The 22,449-nt window shown below is 64.7% G+C and carries 26 protein-coding genes; 14 read left to right on the forward strand and 12 right to left on the reverse strand.

Translation table 11 applies throughout. The features are described from left to right. Nucleotides 1-14: 14 nt before the first annotated feature. A complete protein-coding gene (locus X727_RS0133330) occupies nt 15-605 on the reverse strand; it encodes an invasion associated locus B family protein (RefSeq protein ID WP_023669715.1) in 591 nt (196 codons plus the stop codon). A 218-nt stretch (nt 606-823) separates the two neighbouring features. On the opposite strand from X727_RS0133330, the gene X727_RS160145 reads away from it, so the two are divergent. Beyond that, on the forward strand, nt 824-1,126 hold the full coding sequence (locus tag X727_RS160145) for a hypothetical protein (RefSeq protein WP_023683090.1): 303 nt from the start codon (nt 824-826) through the stop codon (nt 1,124-1,126). A 120-nt stretch (nt 1,127-1,246) separates the two neighbouring features. Then, nucleotides 1,247-1,723 (forward strand): NUDIX hydrolase, encoded by a 477-nt coding sequence (locus X727_RS160140; protein WP_023669717.1) that lies wholly within the window; start codon nt 1,247-1,249, stop codon nt 1,721-1,723. Between the two features lie 6 nt (nt 1,724-1,729). Here X727_RS160140 and X727_RS0133335 read toward each other — a convergent pair whose 3' ends face one another. The 5 genes from X727_RS0133335 to X727_RS160125 all read right to left on the reverse strand — a co-directional run bounded on the left by X727_RS0133335 (nt 1,730) and on the right by X727_RS160125 (nt 6,954). Next, nucleotides 1,730-2,596 (reverse strand): citryl-CoA lyase, encoded by an 867-nt coding sequence (locus X727_RS0133335; RefSeq protein WP_031196006.1) that lies wholly within the window; start codon nt 2,594-2,596, stop codon nt 1,730-1,732. Then, nucleotides 2,593-3,771, reverse strand: a complete 1,179-nt coding sequence (locus tag X727_RS0133340) for a CoA transferase (protein WP_031196007.1) — start codon at nt 3,769-3,771, stop codon at nt 2,593-2,595. The genes X727_RS0133335 and X727_RS0133340 overlap by 4 nt, the downstream gene beginning before the upstream one ends. A gap of 15 nt (nt 3,772-3,786) precedes the next feature. Next, nucleotides 3,787-5,310, reverse strand: coding sequence for a tripartite tricarboxylate transporter permease (locus X727_RS160135; protein ID WP_023686551.1), 1,524 nt, complete (start codon nt 5,308-5,310; stop codon nt 3,787-3,789). 4 nt (nt 5,311-5,314) lie between these two features. Then, the gene (locus X727_RS160130; RefSeq protein ID WP_023726471.1) at nt 5,315-5,851 is read right to left on the reverse strand and encodes a tripartite tricarboxylate transporter TctB family protein; all 537 of its coding nucleotides are present in this window, start codon (nt 5,849-5,851) and stop codon (nt 5,315-5,317) included. Between the two features lie 125 nt (nt 5,852-5,976). Continuing rightward, entirely contained in the window at nt 5,977-6,954 is a 978-nt protein-coding gene (locus X727_RS160125) for a tripartite tricarboxylate transporter substrate-binding protein (protein ID WP_023726470.1), read from the reverse strand. Nucleotides 6,955-7,160: 206 nt separating this feature from the next. Between X727_RS160125 and X727_RS160120 the strand changes: the two genes are divergently transcribed. Further along, the gene (locus tag X727_RS160120) at nt 7,161-7,934 is read left to right on the forward strand and encodes an IclR family transcriptional regulator (protein WP_023833664.1); all 774 of its coding nucleotides are present in this window, start codon (nt 7,161-7,163) and stop codon (nt 7,932-7,934) included. On the opposite strand, the gene X727_RS160115 is transcribed toward X727_RS160120, so the two are convergent. The 3 genes from X727_RS160115 to X727_RS160105 form a co-directional block, all read right to left on the reverse strand. After that, nucleotides 7,921-9,021: an OmpA family protein gene (locus X727_RS160115; protein WP_023833665.1), complete on the reverse strand. Its 1,101-nt coding sequence runs from the start codon at nt 9,019-9,021 to the stop codon at nt 7,921-7,923. The genes X727_RS160120 and X727_RS160115 overlap by 14 nt on opposite strands. A gap of 120 nt (nt 9,022-9,141) precedes the next feature. Then, nucleotides 9,142-9,681, reverse strand: a complete 540-nt coding sequence (locus tag X727_RS160110) for a GNAT family N-acetyltransferase (protein ID WP_023683084.1) — start codon at nt 9,679-9,681, stop codon at nt 9,142-9,144. A gap of 142 nt (nt 9,682-9,823) precedes the next feature. Further along, on the reverse strand, nt 9,824-10,054 hold the full coding sequence (locus X727_RS160105) for a YdeI/OmpD-associated family protein (RefSeq protein WP_023683083.1): 231 nt from the start codon (nt 10,052-10,054) through the stop codon (nt 9,824-9,826). Nucleotides 10,055-10,195: 141 nt separating this feature from the next. Between X727_RS160105 and X727_RS160100 the strand changes: the two genes are divergently transcribed. The 4 genes from X727_RS160100 (at nt 10,196) to X727_RS160085 (ending at nt 13,893) form a co-directional block, all read left to right on the forward strand. Beyond that, nucleotides 10,196-10,651, forward strand: coding sequence for a DUF2214 family protein (locus X727_RS160100; protein ID WP_023833666.1), 456 nt, complete (start codon nt 10,196-10,198; stop codon nt 10,649-10,651). A 178-nt stretch (nt 10,652-10,829) separates the two neighbouring features. Next, nucleotides 10,830-11,807: a tripartite tricarboxylate transporter substrate-binding protein gene (locus X727_RS160095; protein WP_023833667.1), complete on the forward strand. Its 978-nt coding sequence runs from the start codon at nt 10,830-10,832 to the stop codon at nt 11,805-11,807. Between the two features lie 94 nt (nt 11,808-11,901). Continuing rightward, nucleotides 11,902-12,375, forward strand: a complete 474-nt coding sequence (locus X727_RS160090; RefSeq protein WP_023833668.1) for a tripartite tricarboxylate transporter TctB family protein — start codon at nt 11,902-11,904, stop codon at nt 12,373-12,375. 9 nt (nt 12,376-12,384) lie between these two features. Then, a complete protein-coding gene (locus tag X727_RS160085; protein WP_023833669.1) occupies nt 12,385-13,893 on the forward strand; it encodes a tripartite tricarboxylate transporter permease in 1,509 nt (502 codons plus the stop codon). On the opposite strand, the gene nth is transcribed toward X727_RS160085, so the two are convergent. Continuing rightward, nucleotides 13,853-14,686, reverse strand: coding sequence for an endonuclease III (gene nth, locus X727_RS160080; protein WP_023683078.1), 834 nt, complete (start codon nt 14,684-14,686; stop codon nt 13,853-13,855). The two genes, X727_RS160085 and nth, sit on opposite strands and share 41 nt — an antisense overlap. A gap of 22 nt (nt 14,687-14,708) precedes the next feature. Between nth and X727_RS160075 the strand changes: the two genes are divergently transcribed. Further along, nucleotides 14,709-15,203 (forward strand): DUF2244 domain-containing protein, encoded by a 495-nt coding sequence (locus tag X727_RS160075; protein WP_023669732.1) that lies wholly within the window; start codon nt 14,709-14,711, stop codon nt 15,201-15,203. Nucleotides 15,204-15,213: 10 nt separating this feature from the next. Here the strand turns inward: X727_RS160075 and X727_RS160070 are convergent, their stop codons facing one another. Beyond that, nucleotides 15,214-16,029, reverse strand: a complete 816-nt coding sequence (locus X727_RS160070; RefSeq protein ID WP_023704196.1) for a class I SAM-dependent methyltransferase — start codon at nt 16,027-16,029, stop codon at nt 15,214-15,216. A 115-nt stretch (nt 16,030-16,144) separates the two neighbouring features. On the opposite strand from X727_RS160070, the gene X727_RS160065 reads away from it, so the two are divergent. From X727_RS160065 to X727_RS160045, 5 genes are all read left to right on the forward strand, one after another. After that, nucleotides 16,145-17,050: a methylated-DNA--[protein]-cysteine S-methyltransferase gene (locus X727_RS160065; protein ID WP_031203907.1), complete on the forward strand. Its 906-nt coding sequence runs from the start codon at nt 16,145-16,147 to the stop codon at nt 17,048-17,050. A 141-nt stretch (nt 17,051-17,191) separates the two neighbouring features. Further along, a complete protein-coding gene (locus tag X727_RS160060) occupies nt 17,192-18,100 on the forward strand; it encodes a ribokinase (protein WP_023740841.1) in 909 nt (302 codons plus the stop codon). Next, nucleotides 18,097-19,557: an amidase gene (locus X727_RS160055; protein WP_031196903.1), complete on the forward strand. Its 1,461-nt coding sequence runs from the start codon at nt 18,097-18,099 to the stop codon at nt 19,555-19,557. The genes X727_RS160060 and X727_RS160055 overlap by 4 nt, the downstream gene beginning before the upstream one ends. A gap of 98 nt (nt 19,558-19,655) precedes the next feature. Beyond that, on the forward strand, nt 19,656-20,270 hold the full coding sequence (locus X727_RS160050) for a LysE family translocator (protein ID WP_023669737.1): 615 nt from the start codon (nt 19,656-19,658) through the stop codon (nt 20,268-20,270). 106 nt (nt 20,271-20,376) lie between these two features. Beyond that, a complete protein-coding gene (locus tag X727_RS160045) occupies nt 20,377-20,691 on the forward strand; it encodes a hypothetical protein (protein WP_023728527.1) in 315 nt (104 codons plus the stop codon). Nucleotides 20,692-20,900: 209 nt separating this feature from the next. Here the strand turns inward: X727_RS160045 and X727_RS160040 are convergent, their stop codons facing one another. Beyond that, nucleotides 20,901-21,842 (reverse strand): nucleoside hydrolase, encoded by a 942-nt coding sequence (locus tag X727_RS160040; protein ID WP_023698210.1) that lies wholly within the window; start codon nt 21,840-21,842, stop codon nt 20,901-20,903. 144 nt (nt 21,843-21,986) lie between these two features. Between X727_RS160040 and X727_RS160035 the strand changes: the two genes are divergently transcribed. Continuing rightward, complete coding sequence (locus tag X727_RS160035; RefSeq protein WP_023669741.1) at nt 21,987-22,412, forward strand: Hsp20 family protein; 426 nt, start codon at nt 21,987-21,989, stop codon at nt 22,410-22,412. Nucleotides 22,413-22,449: the final 37 nt, after the last annotated feature.

The raw sequence follows: 22,449 nt of genomic DNA on the forward strand, positions 1-22,449 counted from the left end.
CGGACGTTTTCCGCTCAGTCCGCCGAGAGTTCCGCGGTCCGTGCCAGTGCGCCGCCGAAGCCGTTGAGCGGGATGGTGAAACTCACCGCTTGACCGGTGTCGGCCGCGAAGGCGTCGATCTTCAGCGTGGTGGCTGCCTTCAGCAGCGGCGTGACGCTGGCATCGAACGCCACCGGCACCAGGCAGCCGACGGCCTGGCAGGTGTTGAACGGCAGGCTGCCTTCCAGCTTCTGGTCGTCGATGGTCAGGCTGACGCCTTTGGCGAGCGCCAGGCCGAACGGCAGCGCCAGCGTTCCGGCGGCATCCTCGCCGCTCTTGCTCGACAGCTCGATCGCCAGCAGGCGCTGGTTGGACTGCTTGTTGAACTGCTGATGCGACAGGCTGCAAACCTTGGCCGTGCCGGTTACCTGGCAATTGACCGTCCAGTCGCCATGTGTCTCGGACAGCGCCGAGGCGCCGCCAGGCAATGTCGGGCCGGCAGCAGGGGCGGGCGCTGCGGCGGCAGGCGCCGCCTTGTCGGTCTTGGTTTGCGCCGCGACTGCCACCGGGCCAAGAATACAGATGCTGCCCAGTAGCGCCGCGAAATATACTTGCCTGCTTTTCATCAATATGCTCCCGATTGTGCCTCGAGTCAGCCGCGATTGAGGCCGAGATCCGCGCCCGATAGAGCGGTCAATCGATCTTTTCTGTCAAGTGCGGCCGGGCCGCTTCCTCAGGGATTTCGCCAACCCGTGGCAGATCGGCCCATGGCAGACCGGCCCATGGCAGATCGAGACGAACGCCCTATATAGAGAGGAGGTTATATCTGTACGGGAATGAACTGATGTCGACGCTTCGCCTATCGACAGTTCTCATGTCGGCAATGCTGGCGGCGGCAACGCTCGCCGGCATCATGCAATCTGCTGCGGCTCAGTCCGTCAATCCCAGCGCCAACCGGCTGATCCAGCAGAACCAGCTGCAGCAATTGCGCAACAGCCTGCAGCGGCAGCAGTTCCAGCAACAGCAGCAGCAATATCGCGAGCAGGACCGTCGGATCGTGCCGCAGCCGCGCCCCGAAGTGCCCGTCGTCCGGCAAGCTTGTCCGATTCAGATCGTCAACAACCAGATTGTGCGTGTTTGCCGTTGATATCGGTCGCTTGCGATTTACTTAGTCGACTTATTTACTAAAAATGCTCATTGCCTCGCGGGCATATCAGGGTTTGCAGGCGGCGTGCGGCGGTGCGCCCGCCGACCGGATTTTCAGCACATGGCGACGACGAAGAAAAAGGCGGTACGCAAGGCAAGGCGAGGCGAACGCATTCGCCAGGTCGCCGCCATTCCCTTTCGTCTGGACGTTTCAGGCAATTTCGAAGTGATGCTGGTGACGTCGCGAGCGACGAAGCGCTTTATCGTGCCCAAGGGCTGGCCGATGAAAGGAAAGAGCGGGCGCAAGGCCGCCACCATCGAGGCGCGCGAAGAAGCCGGCGTGCTCGGCAAGACCCGCAAGGCGCCTGCCGGCAGCTATTCCTACTGGAAACGGCTGGAGCACAATTTTGTGCGCGTCGACGTCGTCGTCTATCTGTTGGAGGTGTCCGAGGAACTGGCCAACTGGCAGGAGGCCAAGAGCCGCCAGCGGGCATGGCTCAAGCCGCAGGACGCGGCGTTGCTCATCGATGAGCCGGATCTCTCGACGCTGATGGCCAACCTGGCGCCGCCTCAGCCGGCAGTGCCGGACCCGGCCTGACCAACCTCACTTGCCCTCGTCCCCTTCAGCGGGACCCTCATCCCCCTCAGCGGGAAATGGCCGCAGCGGCGTGCCCGTATAGGCCCACAGCCATTCGCGCGGCAGCGGCCCTTTGTTGCGCTCGCTTTGCTGCGACTGTTCCCATGCATGCGCCAGGATGCCGACCGAGCGCGAGAGCACGAACAGGCCGCGCGTCAACGGCGGCGGAAAGCCGAGCTCGCCATAGATGACGGCGGTGGCGCCGTCGATGTTGAGCGGTATTTTCTTCCCCTTGCGCCGTGCCACCTCTGATTCGACGGCCTCGGCGATGTCGGCAAAGCGTCCGCTGACGACGCCGCGCGCGGCAAACTCGCGCGTCACTGCGATCAGGCGCGGCGCGCGCGGATCGACCGGGTGGAAGCGATGGCCAAATCCCGGCACATAGCCTTTCTCCTCGGCGAAGAAACGGTCGAGCCGTGCGGCTACGGCTTGGTCCAGCGCAACACCCTGGTCAAGTGCCACGGCAATGTCGCCATAGAAGGACAGCGCCTGTTCGCCGGCGCCGCCATGCACGTCACCCAGCACGTTGACGGCGGACGCCATGGCGCTGTTGATGCCGACGCCGCAGGTGATGGCCATGCGGGCAATGGCGATCGACGGCGCCTGCGGCCCGTGGTCGACGGCCGCCCCCAGCGCAATGCCGAGCAGCGCCGCCTGCTCCTCGCTCGGCAATTCGCCGCGCAGCATCAGCCAGATCGTGGCCGGAAAGCTGACGCGGCCGATCAGCTCCTGGATTTCATAGCCGCGCAGCCGGATAATGCCGGGGCTCATCTCGATGATGCCGGTCTGCCACCATTCCTCGCCGCGTTCGCGGCCGGTTTTTCTCTCGCTCACGCGCTTCTCCTGGCGCGCGGCGGCAGGGTGGAAAAAACCTCGTCCATATGCTCGCCCAGCACAGGCGGCGGCAGGACCGGCAAGGGTGCCGCGCCATCGACCATGAAGCCGCCGCGCACCACGGTCAGCGGCTGCGCCATGCCGGGCAGACCCTGGAAACGCGTGGTCATGTCGCGCTCGACCACCTGGCGCTCGCCAAGCACTTGGGGGATCGTCAGCACCCGGCCCGCCGGCACGCCGGCGCGGTTGAATTTTTCCTCCCAGGCTGCGGCCGAGGCGCTCGCCAAGGCCGTCTCGATCAGCACCTTCAGCACAGCGCGGTTCTGCTTGCGCGTCTCGCGCTCGGCAAAGCGCGGATCGTCGGCCAGTTCCGGCTGGCCGATCAGCCGGCAAAGCGTGACGAACTGCTCCTGCTTGTTGGCGGCGATGTTGAGCAGGCCGTCGCCGGTGCGAAACGCGCCGGAGGGCGCAGCCGTCATGTTCTCATTGCCCATCGGCTGCGGCTCGACGCCGGCGGTCAGATAGTTGGACACCGGCCAGCCCAGCGCCGACAGCGTGCATTCGAGCATCGAGACATCGAGAAACGCGCCCTCGCCCGAGGTCTTCTGCTTGACCAGCGCCGCGGCGATGGCGAAGGCCCCGACCAGCCCGCCCAGCGTGTCGGCGACGGGATAGCCGACCCGCAAGGGTGCGGTCTCCGGCGTGCCGGTGATGCTCATGATGCCGGACAGCCCCTGGATGATCTGGTCGTAGGCCGGATTGTCGCGCATCGGCCCGGTCTGGCCGAACCCCGATATGGCGCAATAGACGAGACCCGGACGAACCGCTTTCAGCGCCTCATAGCCAAGCCCCAGCCGCCCCATCACGCCCGGTCGAAAGTTCTCGACCAGCGCATCGGCGGAGGCGACGAGATCGAGGAAGCGTTCGCGGTCGGCTTCGCTTTTGAGATCCAGCACCACCGATCGCTTGCCGGCATTCTGCGCCAGGAACGACGCGCCCATCCCCGCCTCGTTGAGCGCCGGCGAGGCGCCGAGCTGGCGCGCCAGATCGCCGCCTTGCGGCGTCTCGACCTTGATGACATCGGCGCCGAGCAGCGCCAGCTGGTAGGCACAATAAGGGCCCGCCAGCACATTGGTCAGGTCGAGAATGCGGATGCCGGCAAGCAGATCGGTCATGATGCTCCAGGTCGCTCAGGCATCGCCCGGCACATGCTCGGGTCCGCGCCGGCGCCGATGCTCGATGAAGGCCCAGATATGCGGACCGGCGAGCCCGATGAAGGCAAGGATCAGCAGCACCAGCGACAGCTTGTGGGTGTAGAACACCGACCAGTCGCCGTTCGAGATCGTCATCGCCCGGCGGAACTGCGTTTCGGCAAGCGGCCCCAGGATCATGCCGATGATGACCGGCGCGGTCGGGAAATCGAAGCGCCGCATCAGGAAGCCGGCGGCCCCCAGGAGATAGAGGATGACGAGGTCGATCGGCGATTGCGAGATGCCGTAGGTGCCGACGGTGGCGAACACCAGGATGCCGGCATAGAGCTGCGGCGCCGGGATTTTCAACAGCCGTACCCACAGCCCGATCAGCGGCAGGTTGAGGACGACCAGGATGACGTTGGCGATGAACAGGCTGGCGATCAGGCCCCAGACCAGATCGGCCTGCGTCGTCAACAGCAGCGGTCCCGGATTGATGCCGTAGCTCTGGAAGGCCGACAGCATGATTGCGGCGGTCGCCGAGGTCGGCAGGCCAAGGGTGAGCATCGGCACCAGCACGCCGGCGGCAGACGCATTGTTGGCGGCTTCCGGTCCGGCAACGCCCTCGATGGCGCCGACCGTGCCGAACTCCTCCTTGTGCTTCGACAGCTTCTTTTCGATGGCGTAGGACAGGAAGGTCGGGATCTCGGCGCCGCCGGCAGGCATGGCGCCGATCGGGAAGCCGATGAAAGCGCCGCGCAGCCATGGCTTCCACGAGCGCCCCCATTCGGCCGCGGTCATGTAGAGCGAGCCCTTGAGCGGCACGATCTCGTCCTTGCCGGCATAGCGGCGCGAGGCCATGTAGAGCGTCTCGCCGACGGCAAACAGGCCGACCGCGGCAATGATGACATCGACGCCATCGAGCAGTTCGTTCATGCCGAAGGTGAAGCGCGGCTGTCCCGTCTGCAGGTCGACGCCAATCATGCCGATGACGAAGCCGATGAACAGGCTGGTGAGGCCGCGCACGGAGGACGAGCCGAGCACCGCCGACACCGTGATGAAGGCAAGCACCATCAGCGAGAAATATTCGGCCGGCCCGAAGGCGAGCGCGAACTTCACCACCACCGGGGCCAGGAAGGCGACGCCCATCGTGCCGATGGTGCCGGCGACGAAGGAGCCGATCGCCGAGGTCGCCAGCGCCGCGCCGCCGCGACCCGAGCGGGCCATCCTGTTGCCTTCCAGCGCGGTGACGATGGTGGCGCTTTCGCCCGGCGTGTTGAGCAGGATCGAGGTCGTCGAGCCGCCATACATGGCGCCGTAATAGATGCCAGCAAACAGGATGAAGGACGCCTCCGGCGCCACCTGGTAGGTGATCGGCAGCAGCAGCGCGATGGTCAGCGCCGGCCCGAGGCCGGGCAGCACGCCGATGGCCGTGCCGAGCGTGGTGCCGACCAGGCACCACAGCAGGTTCATCGGCGAGAAAGCGACGGAAAATCCGTGGGCGAGATGGCCGAGCGTCTCCATGGCGTCAGCCCCTCGCAGTGGCGATGATCGCGTCGATCACCGTGTTCAGCTGGTTTTCGATGAAGCCGGCGCCAATGTTGACGCCGAGCGCCCTGGCAAAGCCGAAATAGGCGGCAAGCGCCAGGATCAGGCCGGTCAGCGCATCGCGCAGCGTGTGCTTGCTGCCGAAGCCATAACAGACGAGCACGAACATGATGACCGAGGCGGCGGTGAAGCCGAGCGGCTGGATCAGCACCAGATTGGCGACCAGGCCGGCAACGACGATGCCCATGGCCTTCCAGTCGGTCGGCGTTTCCTTTTCCTCCTGCGGCTGCCAGCCGCCGCGCAGCGCGGCGACGATGAGCAGCAGCGAAAGCACGATCATGCCTGTCATGGTGATGTAGGGGAAGATGGTCGGCCCGACCTTGGAATAGAGCGGCGAAACCGGGATCGCCAGGGTCTGCCACGCCACGGCCGCGGCACAGGCGAGAAGCCCGATGCCGATCAACAATTCGGGCATGGCAAGGCGCGGGGGCGCCGGCTGCTGGTCGCTGGTGCTCATCGATGTCCTCCCGAGATGGCCGGCATCCTCCCGCCGGCCGCATCCGCAGTTTCACTCCCAGCGCATGATATGTCCATGCCGCAGGCTAATGTCGGAAGGGGCGGCCGTGGCCGCCCCTGAAGACATCAGGCGAGGCCGAGATCCTTGAGGATCGCGGTGATGCGGGCGGTGTCGTCGACGAGGAATTTCGCATAATCGTCGCCGGTCAGAAGGATGGGGGTCCAGTTGCGGTTCTTGCATTCGGCTGCCCAGGCATCGCTCTTGGCCATGGTCTCGATCATCGTGACCATCGCCGCCTTGTCGGCGTCGGAGACGCCTGGCGGTGCGAATACGCCGCGCCAGTTGAACAGTTCGACGTCGATGCCGGCTTCCTTCATCGTCGGTGCGTCGATGCCGTCCTGGCGCTTGTCGGCGGAGATCGCCAACAGCCGAAGCGCGCCCGCCTTGACCTGCTCGGAGAACTCGCCGAAGCCGGAAATGCCGGCCGCCACCTGGTTGCCGAGCAGCGCCGACAGCGCCTCGCCGCCGCCGGCGAAAGGCACATAGGAGAGGTTGGTTGCCGGAACGCCGACCGTCTTGGCGATCAGCCCGAACAGGATGTGGTCGGAGCCACCGGCCGAGCCGCCGGCCACCGGAACCTTGGTCGGATCCGCTTTGAGCGCGGCGACGAAATCGCCGGCCGTCTTGAACGGCGAATCCGCCGGCACCACCAGCGCCTCGAACTCGCCGGTGAGGCGAGCGATGGGCGTCACTTCGGAGAGGTTGTTGGCCGATTTGTTGGCGATGATGGCGCCGACCATGACCATGCCGGCCACCATCAGCGAATTGCCCTTGCCCTTCCACTGGCTGATGAACTGCGGCAGGCCGACAGTACCGCCGGCGCCGCCGACATTGGTGATCTGCGAGCCGGAGATCAGTTTTTCACTGCGCAGCACCTGGTCGATGGTGCGCCCCGTCTGGTCCCAGCCGCCGCCGGGCGCGGCCGGCACGAAGATCTGGATCTGCGGTGCATCCTGACCGAGGGCGGGCGTCAAATGCGTTGCAACGAATCCGGCAGCGCCTGCGGCCGCGGTGCTCATCAAAAATCTGCGTCTGTTCAGCATGGGATTCCTCCAAATCACGACACCTCCTCCGGTGCCTGCCAGAAACGTAGCCTGAAAACAGACCCGCTCGGCAAAAATTCATGCCGATTTCGGTACGTTCTGTCAACAGGAACGCTGTTCTACTAGACAGAACCATGGATGTGCGGCACAATCGCTTCGGCCGGCCTTTGTCCGAGCAGGTAAACTGGAATGAAACTGTTCGTGAGATGACCGAAGCGCGATCCCAGCCGTTGCCGGCCGATGGTGTTGCCGCGCTCGACCGCGCGATCGCCATTCTCGACGCGTTCGCGACCGCCGACCGCTCGCTCAGCCTGGCCGAGATCGCGGCGCGCACCGGGCTCTACAAAAGCACCATTTTGAGGCTGGCGAACTCATTGCTGCGCGGGCAGTTGCTGGAGCGGCTCGACGATGGCCGCTACCGCATCGGACCCGCCACCTTTCGGCTTGGCGCGCTTTACCAGCGCTCGGTCGTGGCGGTCGACATCCTGCTGCCGATCATGCGTAATCTTGCCGAACGCAGTTGGGAAAGCGTGGCGTTCTATGTCCGCTCGGGCGACGCCCGCACCTGTCTCTACCGCGTCGAATCCAAGCATCCTATCCGCTACACGATCCGGGAAGGCGACCTGCTGCCGTTGCTCGCCGGCTCTGGCGGCCGCGTGCTGGCAGCGTTTTCGGGCCAGCCGGGCGAACCATACGAGACCATCCGCAAGGCCTGCCACTATCTGTCGATCGGCGACCGCGACCCTGAGACGGCGGGCGTCTCGGTGCCGGTGTTCGGACCGGGCCGCGTTCTGCTCGGCGCCTTGACGCTGGCCGGCCCGTCGACACGCGTCGATACGGCGTTCCTGCGCCGCATGACACCGGACCTGCTGGAGGCCGCCGCTCGCGCCACCCGCGCCTTCGGCGAGGATGCCTCGATGCTGGAGCAGGCAGCGCGCCTAGCCGGCGCTGAAACCGTGATCGGCCTCAGTTCGCCTTGACCAGCACCACACGGCGGTTCTTGGTGCGGCCGGTTTCGCCGTCATTGCTGGCGACGGGCGCCATCATGCCGGCGCCGGCGGCGGTCAGCCGGCCGGCATCGATGCCGTATTTCGAGACCAGCGCCGCCTTCACCGATTGCGCCCGCCGCGACGACAGATCGATATTGTAGTCGAACGCGCCCTGGTTGTCGGTATGACCGACGACGATCACCGCCATGCCGGGCTCGTTGGTCAGAAGCGTCGAGATCTCCTTCAGCGTCGGTTCCGATTCCGGGTTGATGTCGGCCTTGTCGGTGTCGAAGAAGATGCCGTAGAGCGAGATGGAGCCGGTGGCCGACAGCGAATCCGCCATCTTGGCCGCTTCGACCACCACCATCTTCTTGTCGCGCGCCTTGGGGTCCAGCACCTGAACGACGGCGATGGTGCGGCCGTTGAGTTCCTTGCAGTAGAGGTCGTCGGTCAGCGAATAGGCCTGAACAGTGACATAGGCGTCGCCGCCATCCTGCGGCACCTTGGCAGCGAAGAAGCGCTGGTCGTTGATACCGGTGGTTACCGCACAGGCGCCATTGGAAAAGGCCGCGTCCTTGACGTCGCTTTCATGGAAGAAATACATCATCAGGCTCATGTCGCCGCCGCCACCGCTCGACGACCGGTCGGCGGCGCCGCCGCACTCTTCCTTCTTGCATTCGAACAGGACTTCGCCGCCGGCGGCCGCGATCACATCCTGGTAGTTACGCAGCACTTCGAGCGGGGAGCGCTCGGCCGGCAGCACATAGGCGATGCGGGTCAGCGCGCCTTCGACCTCAGCCTTCTTGTCCGGCGCGAACACACGGTTGTTCATCGTGTCACGGGCCTCCGGATCGGCGCTCGGCTTCAGCGGCGACAGCGGCACTGTAAAATCGGTATAGGCGAATTTTTCGTAGGAGACGATGAACGACCCCTCGTAGCGCTTGGCCAGATGATTGTCGGCACCGCCCTCGATGTCGGCGGTCGGCACCGTCGCATCGGCGCCCGCCAGTTGCACGGCCGCCAGCAGCAGCAGCCCCGCCCAGAAAAGCTTCAGAAATATCGCATTGATCGCACGCATGGTCGGCTCCCCCAAAGAGCAATTCCAGGAAAAGTGTGAGCGGTTTTCCCACAGGAATTGCGTAGCTAGATTAGAATAGCCAACCCTGGCAGAACGTGGAAATTGCGTCGATGAAGCGCTTCACACCCGCCGTTCGAGCAGGATCGTCAGCCCGTCGTGATAGGTGGTTTCCAGGACCTTGGTGTAGCCGCACTTTGCCGCAACGTTCAACGAACCGGTGTTTTCCGGATCGATGATGCAGACGGTTCTCGCGCCGGCAAAGGTGTCGTCGCCCCAGGCCAGGGCCCTTCTGACGACTTCGCTGGCAAGACCCTTGCCATGCGCTTGCGGCGCCAGCGCCCAGCCGGCTTCCGGAATGCCCTCGAGCGACGGCTCGATGTCCCGCTTCAGATCGTGGAATCCGGCCTCGCCGATGAAGCGACCGCTGGCCTTGTCCTCGACCGCCCAGAAGCCGTAGCCGAGCAGCGACCACAGGCCGGCATGCCGCAGGAACCGCATCCAGCTTTCCTCCCGCGTCCGCGGCTTGCCGCCGATGAAACGGGTGGTGACGGGGTCGGCCCACATGACGGCATAGTCGTCGAAATCTTCGATCCGGTGCGCCCGCATGATGGTCCGTTCCGTTTCGAGAACCGGGACGCCGGCTGTTTTTGGACTGCCCATGAAACTCTGCCTCCGTTGACGGTCAGCGCTTAGCAAACCAGCGCGCCCGGACAAGGGCCAAGCCGGATCATCATTCAGCCAGGGAAGCTTCCGAACGGCCTGGCGCGACCAGGCGGTCGAAGCGAACAGCGTCGGCTTACTTTCAGCCGTGCCAGACCATCTTCATGTAGAGCCCACCGCGCCGCAATTCGTCCAGCATCTGGTCGAGCCGCTTCTGCCTGGTGTCGCTGCGTTTGGCGCGGGCGACCCAGCCGAGATAATCGTTCTTCTGGTAGTCCGGCCGCGCCTCGTAGGCCGCTGTCAGTCCTTTTTCGGTCAGGGCGATGCGGATGTCGTCCGGCATCGGGTTCAGGGCGCGCTTCAGTCCGGTCATTTCAGAAAACCCCAGCTGTCAGGATGGCGACGCCGATGGTCCAACCCAGGTCCGCCTCTGGGAATTCTGCCGAACGATGCTACCTTTCGCAACCGGTCCGGCAAGGGCCGGTCTCGATACCGCCAATGGGAGGAGAACGCCATGGACACCACCGATCTCGTGCTTGCCATTTTCCATCATCTGCTGGTGTTGTCGCTGGCCGGCATCATCGGCGCCGAATTTGTCCTGATCCGCGGCGACCTCTCCGCCGCCACGCTGAAGCGGCTTGCCGGCATCGACCGCCACTACGGCATCCTCGCGATGTCGATCATCATCGTCGGCATCGGCCGCGTCGTCTACGGCCTGAAGGGCTGGGAGTTCTATGTCTACAACTGGGTGTTCTGGGCCAAGATGGCGGCATTCGGCATCGTTGGCCTGCTGTCGATCATCCCGACCATCCGCTTCATCTCCTGGAAGCGGCAAGCCAGTGCAAATCCCGGCTTTCAGGTGCCGGTGGCGGAACTCGCCTCGGTGAAGACCTATGTGCGCGCCGAAGCCTTCATCTTCCTGCTGATCCCGATCTTCGCGGCGGCGATGGCGCGCGGCTACGGTTATTGAAGCAACGCCAACACCAAACCCATCTCCGCCGGGCATACTCCGCACTGATCGCCATGGTTGCGCACGGCTGTATTTTGCAGTTTGCGTCAGGCGACAATCTGTTAGCTTGCCTTTGTTGCACCCTCGCTGCCTGACCTGCACAGCGATCGGAGATTGATATCCTGGGAGGAGAATTACGATGAGGAAAATTGTAGCCGCCCTGGCCGCCGCCGCGGCCGTCACGCTTTATTCGTTCACCGCCAGCGCACAGACCTATCCCGAGCGCACCATCACCGTCGTCGTGCCGTTTGCGGCCGGCGGTCCGACCGACACGGTCACGCGGCTCGTCGCCGAAGCCATGTCGAAGGATCTCGGCCAGCAGATCATCGTCGAAAATGTCGGCGGCGCCGGCGGCACGCTGGGCGCCGGCCGCGTCGCCAACGCCGACCCGGATGGCTACACGCTGCTCCTCCATCACATCGGCATGGCGACCAGCGCGACCCTCTACAGAAAACTCGCCTATGACACGCTGAACGCCTTCGAGTATGTCGGCCTCGTCACCGAGGTGCCGATGGCGATCGTCGCCCGCAAGGACCTGGAGCCGGCCGACCTGAAAGGGCTGGTCGAATACGCCAAGACCAACAAGGACACCATCACTGTCGCCAATGCCGGCATCGGCGCTGCCTCGCATCTGTGCGGCATGCTGTTCATGAGCGCCATCGGCACGCCGCTGGTCACCGTGCCCTACAAGGGCACCGGCCCGGCCATGACCGACCTTCTCGGAGGCCAGGTCGACATTATGTGCGACCAGACCACCAACACCACCAAGCAGATCCAGGGCGGCACGATCAAGGCCTATGCCGTCACCACGCCGGAGCGCCTCGACGTGCTGAAGGACGTGCCGACGACCATCGAAGCCGGCCTGCCCGCGGTGCAGGTCGGCATCTGGCACGGCCTCTATGCGCCGAAGGGCACGCCGGCCGAGATCACCGGCCGACTGTCGAAATCGCTCCAGGTCGCGCTGAAGGACCCCAACGTCATCGCCCGCTTTGCCGAACTCGGCACCAAGCCGTCGTCCGAGTCCGACGCGACGCCGGCAGCGCTGAAGGCCAAGCTGGAAGGCGAGATCACGCGCTGGAAGCCGATCATCGAAGCCGCCGGCCAATACGCCGACTGAGGCTTGAACGGGGCGCTGCCGGCGCCCGTTTTCGCTTTGACATCCGTTTCACATTTGCAACGGCAGCCCGTCGCAAGGTCAGGGGAGGACCGCCATGAAACCTTTCGCCATCGACAGGACAAACGGCCTGTGCGCCGCGCTGTTCATCTTTTTCGGCGCCTTTTTCGCGATACAATCGCTCGGCCTCGAAATCGGCACCGCCTTCCGCATGGGACCGGGCTATTTCCCGCTGGTGCTTGCGATCGTGCTGATCGTGCTCGGCGCCATCATCCTCGTCCAGGCGGTGCGCGTCGAGGGCGAGCCGATCGGCCCCATTGCCTGGCGCGGCATGCTCTTCATCCTGCCGGCGCCGATCTTTTTCGGCATGACCGTGCGCGGCCTCGGCTTCGTCCCGTCGATCTTCCTGACGGCGCTGATCGCCTCTTTTGCCAGCGCCCGCATGAAGCCGCTGACGGCACTTCTGCTGTCGGCCGGCCTGACGCTGTTTTCGGTGCTGGTCTTCAGCTACGCGCTCGGGCTGCCATTCCAGCGCTTCGGCCCCTGGTTGCCCCAATTGCTGGCATTGTGAGGCGCTGAGATGGACCTCCTCAGGAACCTCGAACTCGGCTTTTCGACGGCCACCACGCCGGCCAATCTGGGTTTTTGCCTCATCGGCGTTCTGCTCGGCACGCTGATCGGCGTCCTGCCCGGCATCGGCGCCACCGCAACCATCGCCATGCTGCTGCCGATCACCTTTCAGATCGGCGACCCGGTTTCGTCCCTCATCATGCTGGCCGGCATCTACTACGGCGCCCAGTATGGCGGTTCGACCACCGCCATTCTCATCAACATGCCCGGCGAATCCTCCTCGGCCGTGACCGCCATCGACGGCTACCAGATGGCCAGGAACGGTCGCGCCGGGGCGGCTCTGGCGATCGCCGCGATCGGCTCGTTCTTCGCCGGCACGGTGTCGACCTTTCTCGTCGCCGTCTTTGCCCCGCCGCTGACGGCAATAGCCCTGCAATTCGGCGCGGCCGAATATTTTTCGCTGATGATCGTCGGCCTCGTCTCGTCCATCGCGCTCGCCCACGGCTCGATCGTCAAGGCGCTGGCGATGGTCGTGCTCGGCCTGCTGCTCGGCATTGTCGGCACCGACATCTACACCGGCACGCCGCGCTTCACGCTCGGCATCCGCGAATATGCCGACGGGCTGAACTTCGTCGCGGTGGCGGTCGGCGTCTTCGGCGTTGCCGAGATCCTGCGCAATCTCGAAAACGAGCACGAGCGCTCGGTGATGATCAAAAAGGTCACCGGCCTGATGCCGACCCGCGACGACTTCAAGGCGATGGCCGCGCCCATCGTGCGCGGCACGATCATCGGTTCGGCGCTCGGCATCCTGCCCGGCGGCGGCGCGGTGCTTGCGGCCTTTGCCTCCTACACGGTCGAAAAGCGCGTGTCGAAACACCCGGAGGAGTTCGGCAAGGGCGCCATCGCCGGCGTCGCCGGCCCGGAATCGGCCAACAATGCCGGCGCCCAGACCTCCTTCATTCCGATGCTGACGCTGGGCATTCCGGCCAATCCGGTCATGGCGCTGATGATCGGCGCCATGATCATCCAGGGCATCGTGCCCGGCCCCAATGTCGCGATCGAGCAGCCGGCGCTGTTCTGGGGCATCATCGCCTCGATGTGGATCGGCAATCTGATGCTGATCGTGCTGAACCTGCCGCTGATCGGGCTGTGGGTGAAGCTGCTGACGATCCCCTATTATGTGCTCTTCCCGATCATCATGGCGTTCTGCTCGATCGGTGTTTACAGCGTCAACACCAACGCCTTCGATCTCTACGCGGTCGCATTCTTCGGCCTGCTCGGCTACATCCTGACCAAGCTGCGCTGCGAACCCGCACCCCTGCTGCTCGGCTTCGTGCTTGGCCCGCTGCTCGAGGAAAACCTGCGCCGCGCCATGATCCTGTCGCGCGGCGACCCCTCGACCTTCGTGACGCGGCCGATCAGCGCCGGCCTGCTGCTCGTCGCACTGGCCGTGCTCGTCGTCGTCTTCCTGCCGTCGGTCAAGAAGAAGCGCGAAGAGGTGTTCGTGGAGGAAAGCTAGTTGTCGGGACGCCGGGCGCCGCGATTTCCACCAGCGGCGCCGGCACATCGGTCGTCTTCACTTCGGCCTTGCAGAGATCGGCGATGACGCAGGCCGGGCAATCGGGTTTGCGCGCCTTGCAGACATAGCGGCCATGCAGGATCAGCCAGTGATGCGCGTGGCGCATATACTCATCCGGAATGATCCGCAGCAGCCCTTGCTCGACCTGCTCCGGCGTCTTGCCTGGCGCCAGGCCGAGGCGGTTGCCGATGCGGAAAATATGGGTGTCGACCGCCATCGTGTGCTGGCCGAACGCCATGTTGAGCACGACATTGGCGGTCTTGCGCCCGACCCCCGGCAGCTTGACCAACTCATCGCGCTCGCTGGGCACCTCGCCGCCGTAATCGCGTATCAGCGCCTCCGAGAGCGCCACGACATTCTTGGCCTTGTTGCGCCAGAGTCCGATGGTGCGGATGTACTCGCCGACCCTGGCTCCGCCCAGCGCCAGCATCTTTTCAGGTGTGTCGGCGACCTTGAACAACGCCCGCGTCGCCTTGTTGACGCCGGCATCGGTCGCCTGCGCCGACAGCACCACGGCCACCAGCAGCGTGAAGGCGTTGACGTGCTCGAGCTCGCCCTTCGGCTCGGGCCGCTGCACCGAAAACCGCCGGAAGATCTCATGCACCTCGGCGGCGCTGTAGAGCGAACGGAGCCGCGCCGGCCGCGGTCGCGGCTTGGCATTCGAGCCGTCGCGCCGCCCGGGCGGCAGTTCACTTTTGGATAGGGAAAGATTTTTGGACTTGGGGCTGGCCATTTCCCTCCTATAATATCCTGGGATGAGCGACACAAACGCCTCGTTTCAGGCCGACGAGCCATTCTTCCAGGCGCTGCTGACACCGCACCGCTCGCTGGGCCGCACCGGCTTTGCCGTGCTGATGGGCGCGCTGCTGTTCGGCTGGGTGGTGACCGGGGCGTTTTTCCTGTCGCGCGGCGCTTGGCCGGTGTTCGGCTTCTTCGGCCTCGACGTCATCGCCGTCTACATCGCCTTCCGCGCCAACTATCGTGCCGCCCGTGCCCGCGAGGAAGTGTCGGTGTCGCGCACCAGCCTCGACATCCGCAAGACGGCGCCCTCGGGAAAGTCGGAAGCGCATCGCTTCAACCCGTTCTGGGCGCGCTTTTCCGTCGCTCGCCATGCCGAGATCGGCATCACCAGGATGACGGTGGAAGCACAAGGACAGAATGTGCCGATCGGGTCATTCCTGGACCCTGACTCCCGCGAGAGTTTTGCCACTGCATTTTCACGTGCTCTGACAAAAGCCAGGACGCGTTAGAGCCGGCGCGTCAGAACCGGTAGCGTAAAATCCTGCCGACCTTGCGCAATGCGGGAATGTGTCTCCAGAGCCCGATGAACAGTTTTGCGGACCAGCTCATATGCGCTGTGCGTTCCGCGCTGTAGGCCGAGATATCGTCGACAAAGCGCAGCTTCGGAACGGCACGCTCCAGTACCTGCGGGTCGTCGATCGCCCAGTGAACCTCGGCGCCCGTCGCCCTGATGGTCGGATTGAGGCGCAGCATCTTCAGGCCGAAGTGGCTGTAGGCGTCGAACATCAGCTCGCCGCCGGCAAGATGCGCGACAAGGCGTGACAGCAGCCGTGGCCCCTCCTCTACCGGGAGATAAGGCGTCAACCCCTCCATCACCACGACGGCCGGACGATTGCGCGGCACTTCTGCCAGCCAGTCTGGGTCGGTTACCGAAGAGCCGACGAGGTGGTAATGGTCCCGGGACGGGTAAAGCTTGCGCCGGAGCGCGATGACATCCGGAAAATCGACATCGAACCACTCCACGCCTTCGGGTGGATCGACACGGAAAATGCGCGTATCGAGCCCGCAGCCGAGATGCAGCACGATGGCGCCGGGATTTCTGGCGATGAAGTCCTGAACGCGGACATCATACGTCTTGGCCCGGATCGCCAGGCCGATGCCGAGATTGGTGTCGACCTTGAGGCGCGAGAAATCATAGTCGATCTTGCGCACGGCCTCGTCGGCGAAGCGATCCCCGAGCAGCGAATGCGGCAGCCGGCTTTCCAGTGCCTTGCCATAAAGCGTCATCAGCAAGGTCTCCCTTGCTCCGCTCAGATTCACCCTTTCGCCGGCCATTGGCATCTCCCGGGGCGCAATCCAGTACTTATCTGGGAACAGGCGGCAACAAGGCAAGTTTCGGGTGGTTGCAAGGGGCGGAAAGACCGATATTCGCGGTCAAGGAGATATTGCCATGAACGCCCAGATGACCACGAATACGCAGATGAAACCGACAGCGATCCTGCAGCACGACATCACCCCCGAGGGCAGCGACTACGAGGTCGTGCGCCGCGCCATCGAGAAGATCAGCCTCGACTATCGCGACCAGCCCTCGCTGGAAGCCCTGGCAGCCGATGTCGGCGAGACACCCACGGGCCTGCAAAAGCTGTTCACCCGCTGGGCCGGCCTGTCGCCAAAAGCCTTCCTGCAGGCGGTCACCCTCGACCATGCCCGCAAACTGCTCGATTCCGGCATGCCGCTCCTCGAAACATCGTTCGAACTCGGCATGTCCGGCCCCGGCCGGCTGCACGATTTGTTCGTCACCCACGAGGCGATGTCGCCGGGCGACTACAAGACGCGCGGCGCTGGCCTGACCATCCGCTACGGCTACCACATCTCGCCCTTCGGCATCGCCCTGATCATGGTCACCGACCGTGGCCTTGCGGGGCTCGCCTTCAACGATCCGGGCGGCGAGCGGGCGGCTTTCGCCGACATGTCGGGCCGCTGGCCGAACGCCACCTATGTCGAGGACATGAGCGCCACCCAGCCCTATGCGGCGCGCATCTTCGATCCGACATTGTGGCGCGCCGACCAGCCGCTGCGCGTGGTGATGATCGGCTCCGACTTCCAGCTGCGCGTCTGGGACGCGCTGCTCAGGATCCCGATGGGCAAGGCCTGCACTTATTCTTCGATCGCCTCCAGGATCGGCGCGCCAAACGCCAGCCGGGCGGTGGGGGCGGCGGTCGGCGCCAACCCATTGTCCTTCGTCGTCCCTTGCCATCGGGCGCTGGGCAAGTCCGGCGCACTCACCGGCTACCACTGGGGCCTGACCCGCAAACGCGCCATCCTCGGTTGGGAAGCGGGCCAGACCGCGTCCTGAAGCTGCCCGCATCAAACAACACCGGCGAAATCCCTTCGCCGGTGTTGTTCTTTTTGCGAGCTCCCGGCGCAAAACATCCGCACGCTCTGGCAAGCCGCCGGCTTACAGGTTAGCTTCCCGCGCATTCCGCAGGAGGCTTTCTTGATCATCGTTGTCGGCTCGATCAACCTCGACCTTATCGCCAATGTCGACCGCCTGCCTTCGCCGGGCGAGACGGTCCGCGGCTCCGGCTTCGCCACCGCGCCCGGCGGCAAGGGCGCCAACCAGGCGCTGGCTGCGGCGCGCGCCGGCGCCAAGGTGCGCATGGTCGGCGCCGTCGGCAAGGACAATTTCGCAACCGAAGCCCTGGCTTTGCTCGTGGCCGGCAAGGTCGATCTCTCCGGCGTCGGCCAGAGCTTCGCCTCCACCGGCACGGCGCTGATCCTCGTCGGCGCCGATGGCGAGAATGTCATTGCCGTGGTGCCGGGCGCCAATGATTCGGTGCTGCCCGGCGATCTCGCCAAGGCTTTCCTTGCGAAGGGCGACGTCGTCCTGCTGCAGCACGAGATCCCGTTGCAGACTGTCGATGCAGCGCTCGACGCCGCACGCGCCGCCGCCGCGGTCACCGTGCTCAACACCGCGCCGTTCCGTAGCGAGGCGGCAGCGTTGCTCGGCAAGGCCGACTACGCCGTCGCCAACGAAACCGAATTCGACCTTTACGGCGAGGCGCTGTCGCTGAAAGGCCGCGACCGCCCGGCGCGCATGCGCGACTTCGCCCGCAAGACCGGCCGCACCATCGTCGTCACGCTCGGCGGCGACGGCGTGCTGGCGGCGACCCCGGAGGATTTCCTGACCGTGCCGGCGCTGAAGATCACGCCGGTCGACACCGTCGGGGCCGGCGATACTTTTTGCGGTTATCTCGCCGCCGGGCTGGCGTCCAACCTGCCGCTGGAGCAGGCTCTCACCCGCGCCGCAGCCGCCGGCTCGCTCGCCTGCCTGAAGCCCGGCGCCCAGCCGGCCATCCCGCTGGCCGCGGATGTGGACACCGCCCTGCGCAACAACGCCGGATGACAGCCCTGCGCCCCGCAACGAAGCACGCCGTGCCCCCCGCCGGCGACATCTGCCGGATGTCCGCTGTCGACCTGGCCGAGGCGATCCGGCTGCGCCGCCTGTCCGTGCGCGAGTTGGTCGCCGCATTCCTTGACCGCATCGACGCGGTAAACCCGCTGGTCAATGCCATCGTCTCGTTGCGCGAGCGCTCCGACATCCTGCGCGAGGCCGACGCGGCGGACGCGCATCTAGCGCAAGGCGGGCCGGCCGGCTCGCTGTTTGGCCTGCCGATGGCGATAAAAGACCTCGCCATGACGCGCGGCTTGAGGACCAGTTTCGGCTCGCCGATCTTCGCCGATTTCGTGCCGCAGGAGGATGATTTCTTCGTCGAGCGCATCCGCAAGGCCGGCGGCATCATCATCGGCAAGACCAACGTTCCCGAATTCGGGCTGGGATCCAACACCTACAATAATGTTTTCGGACCGACGCTGAACGCGTTCGATCCGGCGCTGACCGCCGGCGGCTCGAGCGGCGGCGCAGCGGTCGCCCTTGCGCTCGACATGGTCCCGGTCGCCGACGGCAGCGATTTCGGCGGCTCGCTGCGCAATCCGGCGGCGTGGAACAATGTCTATGGCTTCCGCCCGTCGCAGGGCCTTGTCCCCGGAGGGCCGGACCTGGAAGTCTTTCATGCTCAGATGGGCATAGACGGGCCGATGGGCCGCAGCATCAGCGACATGGCGCTGCTGCTCGACGTGCAGGCGGGCTACCATCCGCATGCGCCCTTGTCCTGGGAAAAGCCTGGTTCATTCCTCGAAGGGCTGGCAACGCCGGCAAGCGGCGGCCGCGTCGGCTGGCTCGGTGATCTCGGCGGTCACCTGCCGGTGGAGCCTGGCATCCTCGATCTGTGCGAGGCCGCACTCGGCCGCTTCGCGGAGGCATCCTTCCTGACCGAGCCCTTGCTGCCGGATTTCGATTTCGAGGCACTGTGGCAAGCCTTCGTGACGCTGCGGCAGGCGAGCAGCGGCTCGGCGCTGAAAGTCCATTATGACGACCCGCACAAGCGCGCCCTGCTGAAGCCGGAAGCCGTCTGGGAGGTGGAGAACGCCATGCGGCTGACGGCGCCGCAGATCCGCGCGGCCTCGGTCATCCGCACCTCCTGGCACCGGACGCTGCTGTCGCTGTTCGAGCACTTCGATCTCATCGCGCTGCCGACGGCGCAGGTCTTTCCTTTCGAAGTCGGCACGCATTGGCCAAGTGAGGTCGCCGGACGGACGATGGACAGCTACCATCGCTGGATGCAGGTTTCGGCCTTCGCCACGCTCGGCGGCTGTCCGGCGCTCAACGTGCCCGTCGGCTTCGACGACAAAGGCCGCCCCTTGGGCATGCAGCTGATCGGCCGGCCGCGCGGCGACCTCGCCGTGCTCAGGGCCGGAGCGGCCTATGAGGCGACCTTGCCTTGGCAGGTGGGGGCGTCCTGACGCGAGGGGCGGCACGGTCTGCGACCGGCTTGCACCAGCCCCGCCGCCATGCATTGATTGCAGCCAGCCGCCTAAGCGCATCCTCGAGGAAATCCCCCATGTCGCTGGAACTCTACGCCGCCTATGTCCTTGCCTGCATCGTCATCATCCTGGTGCCCGGTCCGACTGTCACGCTGATCATCGCCAACAGCATCCGCCATGGCTACCGCGCCGGCCTTGCCAATGTCGCCGGCACGCAGGCTGGGCTCGCCGTGATGATCGCCATTGTCGGCATCGGCCTCAACACGCTGATATCGGGCATGGGCCACTGGTTCGAATGGGTACGCCTGATCGGCGCCGCCTATCTGATCTGGATGGGGGTGCAGATGTTCCGTTCCAAGGGCGCGCTGAATGCCGACGGCACCGCGAGAAAGCCGCGCGGCGGCTTCTTCCTGCAGGGCCTGCTGGTGGCGCTGAGCAACCCCAAGACCCTGGTGTTCTTCGGCGCCTTCTTCCCGCAATTCATCGCCCCGCAGGGCAATTACACCCTGCAGATCGTCGTCATGGGCCTCACCGCCATGATCTTCGCCGCCGTCTCGGATTCCACCTATGCTCTCGCCGCCAGCCGCGCCGGCCGCCTGCTCTCGGCAAGCCGCATTAAGCTGATGTCCAGGATCAGCGGCAGCTTTCTGGTCGGCGGCGGCCTGTGGCTAGCTTTTTCGAAGGCGAAGTAACAACCGTGGACGGTCGTTTCCAACGGCAGAATGAGCCCGTACGTGAAGGCTGATTGAAAGTCAGTCTCCACGCCACCACATGACTTTGTGCTGGGGATTCTTTCAAATGTCATGGACTTATAGGGATTTGAAAAGGAACGCGCCCGGCGTGGTCCTGATCGTCGCCATGTTCGCGATGATGGTTCCTTCGGCGCTCTACAAATGGACGAATGACGCGAGCCCTATCCGGTCAGTCGAGCCAATCCACGCAACGGTCAAAAGCGCCCAATCGGACCACGACCACACCCTTTATCTGGTTTCGCTCGAAAGCGGTTCGTCCATTCTTGTCGATGACGACCGGCCGCATCTGATCGGCGCGACGGCAAACATGGAGCGCGTCACGCGCGAGAATGGAATGGTCTTCTATCGATTTGCAAAGTGAACGGCGGCGGCGCCTTCCTTCTCCCCCTGTGGGAGAAGGTGGATCGGCGCGATAGCGCCGAGACGGATGAGGGGTGTTCCAGCGGAGTGAGACGTGGGCGTTCCCTGGAACACCCCACATCCGTCGCCTTCGGCGACGCCGCCCGGGGGCGAGCCACTTGTCTCGCCCCGTCCCTTCGGAACCCACAATGGGAGAAAGGAAAGACAGAGCTAAAGCCGCGCCAACCTCTCAACCAGCAGCGCGAAAAACGCGTCATGGTCGATGTCGCGCATCACCATGGCGTTCTTCGGCCGCTTGGTCACGCCCCACCAGTCGATCACGGTCATGCCCATGGTGAGTTCGGAGGTCGTTTCGACGGTGACGTTGCAGTTGCGGCCCTTGAACAGCTCCGGCTTCAACAGATAGGCGATGACGCAGGGGTCGTGCAGCGGGCCGCCATCGGTGCCGTATTTCTCCTCGTCGAAGCGCTCGAAGAACTCCAGCATCTCGGCCGTCGCGGTGCCGACCCGGGTGCCGAGCTGGCGGATGGCCTGCGTGCGCTTGGCCGTGGTCAGCGCCTTGTGGGTGACGTCGAGCGGCATCATGACGATCGGAATGCCGGATTTGAACACCAGGTCGGCGGCTTGCGGATCGACATAGATGTTGAATTCTGCGGTCGGCGTGACATTGCCGCCTTCGAAGAAACCGCCGCCCATCAGTACGATTTCCTTGATGCGCGGCGCGATCTTCGGCTCACGGATCAGCGCCAGCGCGACATTGGTGAGCGGGCCGAGCGCGCACAGCGTGATCGTGCCGGCCTCTTCCTTCATCAGCGTCTCGACGATGAAGTCGACCGCATACTGGCCCTGCAGCTTCATCTTCGGATCGGGCAGTTGCGGGCCGTTGAGGCCGGTCTTGCCATGCACTTCCTCGGCGGTGACCAGCTCGCGCGCCAACGGGCGGATGGCGCCTGCATAGACCTTGATGTCGGGCCGGCCGGCCAGTTCGCAGATTTTCCTGGCGTTCTTTTCGGTCAATTTCAGCGGCACGTTGCCGGCAACAGCAGAGATGCCGACGATCTCCAGCTCGGCGCTGCCGAGCGCCAGCAATATGGCGACGGCATCGTCCTGGCCGGGATCCGTGTCGATGATGATCTTGCGGGTCTGGGGCATTTCATTTCCTTATGCGGGGGAGTCTTTTTGGCGGGGGTGTTCGGCGGCTTGAACTTGGCCGCGGCGCGGACCATATCAAGACCATCGGGAAAAATGCCATCCGGGTTTTTCCAGTTTATGTCGCTCCAAAGAGGACAGTGTAACATGAGCCGAATGACGCCCTTCTCCAGCCCGCTTCTCCTTGGTTTCGATGCCATGGAAAAGACCCTGGAACGACTGGCGAAATCCGGTGACAGTTATCCTCCCTACAACATCGAGCGCCTCAGCGGTGCTGACGGCAAGGCCGAAAGGCTGCGCATTACGCTGGCTGTCGCGGGTTTCGCCGAAAGCGATCTCGATGTCACCACGGAGGAAAACCAGTTGGTCGTGCGCGGCCGTCAAACCGACGACACTGAGCGCGAATTCCTCCACCGCGGCATCGCCGCGCGCCAGTTCCAGCGCTGTTTCGTGCTGGCAGACGGCATGCGGGTGATCGCAGCGGAACTGAAGAACGGCCTTTTGTCGATCGATCTCGATCGGCCGGATACCGAACGGCTGGTACGGAAAATAAATATATCGGTGAAAGACTGATCTTTACCGATGGCTCTCATGCGGGATGGCCTTGAGC

Source organism: Mesorhizobium sp. L103C105A0, assembly GCF_000502215.1.
In the GTDB taxonomy this organism is placed as follows: Bacteria; Pseudomonadota; Alphaproteobacteria; order Rhizobiales; family Rhizobiaceae; genus Mesorhizobium.

Coding starts and splice junctions, on each gene's coding strand:
- X727_RS160115 (WP_023833665.1), bottom strand. CDS start 9,021: ATGCGTGCGATCAATGCGATATTTCTGAAGCTTTTCTGGGCGGGGCTG.
- X727_RS160120 (WP_023833664.1), top strand. CDS start 7,161: ATGACCGAAGCGCGATCCCAGCCGTTGCCGGCCGATGGTGTTGCCGCG.
- X727_RS160125 (WP_023726470.1), bottom strand. CDS start 6,954: ATGCTGAACAGACGCAGATTTTTGATGAGCACCGCGGCCGCAGGCGCT.
- X727_RS160100 (WP_023833666.1), top strand. CDS start 10,196: ATGGACACCACCGATCTCGTGCTTGCCATTTTCCATCATCTGCTGGTG.
- X727_RS160090 (WP_023833668.1), top strand. CDS start 11,902: ATGAAACCTTTCGCCATCGACAGGACAAACGGCCTGTGCGCCGCGCTG.
- X727_RS160045 (WP_023728527.1), top strand. CDS start 20,377: ATGTCATGGACTTATAGGGATTTGAAAAGGAACGCGCCCGGCGTGGTC.
- X727_RS160105 (WP_023683083.1), bottom strand. CDS start 10,054: ATGACCGGACTGAAGCGCGCCCTGAACCCGATGCCGGACGACATCCGC.
- X727_RS160110 (WP_023683084.1), bottom strand. CDS start 9,681: ATGGGCAGTCCAAAAACAGCCGGCGTCCCGGTTCTCGAAACGGAACGG.
- X727_RS160085 (WP_023833669.1), top strand. CDS start 12,385: ATGGACCTCCTCAGGAACCTCGAACTCGGCTTTTCGACGGCCACCACG.
- X727_RS160070 (WP_023704196.1), bottom strand. CDS start 16,029: ATGGCCGGCGAAAGGGTGAATCTGAGCGGAGCAAGGGAGACCTTGCTG.
- X727_RS160140 (WP_023669717.1), top strand. CDS start 1,247: ATGGCGACGACGAAGAAAAAGGCGGTACGCAAGGCAAGGCGAGGCGAA.
- X727_RS160135 (WP_023686551.1), bottom strand. CDS start 5,310: ATGGAGACGCTCGGCCATCTCGCCCACGGATTTTCCGTCGCTTTCTCG.
- X727_RS160035 (WP_023669741.1), top strand. CDS start 21,987: ATGAGCCGAATGACGCCCTTCTCCAGCCCGCTTCTCCTTGGTTTCGAT.
- X727_RS160075 (WP_023669732.1), top strand. CDS start 14,709: ATGAGCGACACAAACGCCTCGTTTCAGGCCGACGAGCCATTCTTCCAG.
- X727_RS160095 (WP_023833667.1), top strand. CDS start 10,830: ATGAGGAAAATTGTAGCCGCCCTGGCCGCCGCCGCGGCCGTCACGCTT.
- X727_RS0133330 (WP_023669715.1), bottom strand. CDS start 605: ATGAAAAGCAGGCAAGTATATTTCGCGGCGCTACTGGGCAGCATCTGT.
- X727_RS160065 (WP_031203907.1), top strand. CDS start 16,145: ATGAACGCCCAGATGACCACGAATACGCAGATGAAACCGACAGCGATC.
- X727_RS160050 (WP_023669737.1), top strand. CDS start 19,656: ATGTCGCTGGAACTCTACGCCGCCTATGTCCTTGCCTGCATCGTCATC.
- X727_RS160040 (WP_023698210.1), bottom strand. CDS start 21,842: ATGCCCCAGACCCGCAAGATCATCATCGACACGGATCCCGGCCAGGAC.
- X727_RS0133340 (WP_031196007.1), bottom strand. CDS start 3,771: ATGACCGATCTGCTTGCCGGCATCCGCATTCTCGACCTGACCAATGTG.
- X727_RS160145 (WP_023683090.1), top strand. CDS start 824: ATGTCGACGCTTCGCCTATCGACAGTTCTCATGTCGGCAATGCTGGCG.
- X727_RS160055 (WP_031196903.1), top strand. CDS start 18,097: ATGACAGCCCTGCGCCCCGCAACGAAGCACGCCGTGCCCCCCGCCGGC.
- nth (WP_023683078.1), bottom strand. CDS start 14,686: ATGGCCAGCCCCAAGTCCAAAAATCTTTCCCTATCCAAAAGTGAACTG.
- X727_RS160130 (WP_023726471.1), bottom strand. CDS start 5,851: ATGAGCACCAGCGACCAGCAGCCGGCGCCCCCGCGCCTTGCCATGCCC.